The 2531-nt window shown below is 56.7% G+C and carries 1 protein-coding gene; it reads left to right on the top strand.

What is annotated here, in order from left to right:
- Nucleotides 1–30: 30 nt before the first annotated feature.
- The coding region (locus tag EDC90_RS20665; protein WP_132314390.1) for a host specificity protein J at nucleotides 31–2531 on the top strand (2501 nt) is incomplete at its 3' end.

The raw sequence follows: 2531 nt of genomic DNA, 5'->3' as shown, positions 1-2531 counted from the left end.
ATATCGCAATCTGAATTTCGGAAACACATCATGCAACATATGCGAATTTCCGGCCATGGCGGTGGCGGGAAGGGCGGCAAAAGCGGTGGCTCCGGTGGATACAACGAAGCCCCGAACACGCTGCGCTCCAAACAAACCATGCGGCTTTTGTTTCTGGTCAGCGAAGGTGTAACCGGTGGGCTGAAGGATGGCGCGAAGTCGATCTTCTTTGACGACGTGCCGGTTCAAAACCCGGACGGTTCGTTCAACTTCGAAGGCGGCACCTTTGAGACCCGCAACGGCTTTCCAGATCAGGCGGCCTTGTCCGGCTTTCCGGCTGTCGAGAATGAACAGGGTGTCGGTGTTGAGATCAAGCAGGATCTGTCGGCCACGCGGGCGATCACCAACCTGTCGGCAACGGCTGTGCGCGTTTCCATTCAGGTGCCACAGCTGATCTATACCGATCCGGAAAACGGCAATGTTAAAGAGAACTCGGTTGATATCGCCATTGACCGGCGCTCAGAGGCAGGCACATGGCGCGAAGTGCGCCGGGACACGATCTCGGGCAAATGCACCTCGCCCTATGTCCGGGCCTATCGCATTCCGCTTGAAGAGGCCGGGCCGTGGTATATCCGCGTTCGCCGCCTTTCCGAAGATGCCAATGGCACAACGTCCAATAACCAGACTTACTGGTCATCCTATACGGTCATTGAAGATTACCGGCTGACTTATCCGGATAGTGCGGTTCTGGGTGTCACGCTGGATGCGGCCGAGTTTGGCGGCAATGCAATCCCGACCGTGTCTGTTGACTGGTCCGGTATCGAGATCGAAGTGCCATCGAACTATGATCCTGAGACACGGGCCTATGCCGGTGTCTGGGATGGTACATTCAAGCGCGCGGTCACCGATAACCCGGCATGGATCTTTTATGATCTCGTGGTCAATGATCGCTATGGCCTCGGCCAGTATGTCGATGTTTCTCAGGTGTCGAAATGGGCGCTTTATACGATTGCGCAGTATTGCGATGCACTGGTCGATGATGGATTTGGCAGTAAAGAGCCGCGTTACACCTTCAACGGCGCGATCACCTCACGCGATGAGGCGATCAATGTCCTGACGGCCTTTGCCGGTGTGTTCCGGGGCATGGTCTACTGGGGCACGGGTGCGGTCACTGCCGTCTGCGACAAGCCTGCCGATCCGGTGAAACTGGTGTCTCAGGCCAACGTTGTTGACGGCACATTTTCGTATCAGGGATCGGCGCTCTCGGCCCGCCATACGCAGGTGCTGGTACGCTGGTTCGATCCTGAGAACAACTATAAACCCGCCATTGAAGTGGTCGAAGATCCGGATGCCGTTGCGCGGTATGGATCACGCCAGACAGAGATCCAGGCGATTGGCTGTTGCTCACGCGGGCAGGCGCATCGTTACGGCGCATGGCTGCTTGATACCGAACAGCACTCAACTGAAGTTGTGACCTATCGTGCGGGGCTGGATCATGCTGACGTTGCGCCGGGTGATGTGGTTCTGGTGGCTGATCCATCCTATGCGGGCGTGCGTTATGGCGGGCGGATCAAGGCCGTTTCCGATGATTTGACGGTGGTCACGATCGATGCAGCGGTTACGCTGAATGACGGCGAGACCTATACACTGACGGCTGTGATGCCGGATGGTGCACTGGCGGATCGCTCGGTGGTGAATGGGGCAGGGAAAACGGAAACAACAGAAACAACGGAACTAACGGAAAATACAGAAAATACAGAAACAATAGAACAAACAGAACATACAGAAAAAACAGAAACACTTGTTCTGTCATCGGCGCTTCCGGACAAGCCGGTCGCCGGTGCAATGTGGATCCTGACAGGCTCGGATGCCGCACCGCGTCCCTTCCGGGTGTTGTCGATCACGGAAAACGACAAGCATCAGTTCGATGTTTCGGCGCTGATCTATGACGAAACCAAATGGGCAAGGGTGGAAGAGGGGCTGATCCTCGAACCGCCATCGTTTTCCACCTATCCGACCGGGCCACTTCTGGCGCCATCGCATATCACCGTGGAAGAGTATCTTTATCTGGCCGGTGGCGTGTCGGTGCGCGGCGCGGTCACGATTGGCTGGTCTGCCCCGAATGACACACGGGCAACGCTTTATGAGGTGGAATATCGCGAACAGGGCGGGATCTGGCTGCCGGTCGGTTCCACGACCAGTGTTTCGATTGATCTGCAGGATCTCGATCCCGGTGTTTACAGCTTCCGGGTTCGTTCCGTCTTTACCGCGCTCAATCAGCGGTCAAAATGGACGGTGCTTGAAGCGGTCTATCTGTCGAGTGTTCTCTCGCCACCGGGCAATGTCGAACGCTTCAACATTGCCGTGATCGGGGATATGGCGACACTGACATGGTCGCCGGTCGATGCCCTTAACCTGTCGCATTATGTGATCCGCTATTCGCCGGAGATGACGGGTGTGACGTGGCGCTCGTCCGGTGCCCAGCTTGATCATGTCGATGCAACAAGCGTGCAGATCCCGACACGGCCCGGCACCTATCTGATCAAGGCGGT

It is taken from the genome of Martelella mediterranea (genome assembly GCF_004342225.1).
Lineage (GTDB): Bacteria > Pseudomonadota > Alphaproteobacteria > Rhizobiales > Rhizobiaceae > Martelella > Martelella mediterranea_B.
This window is presented reverse-complemented; position numbering and strand designations above follow the sequence as displayed.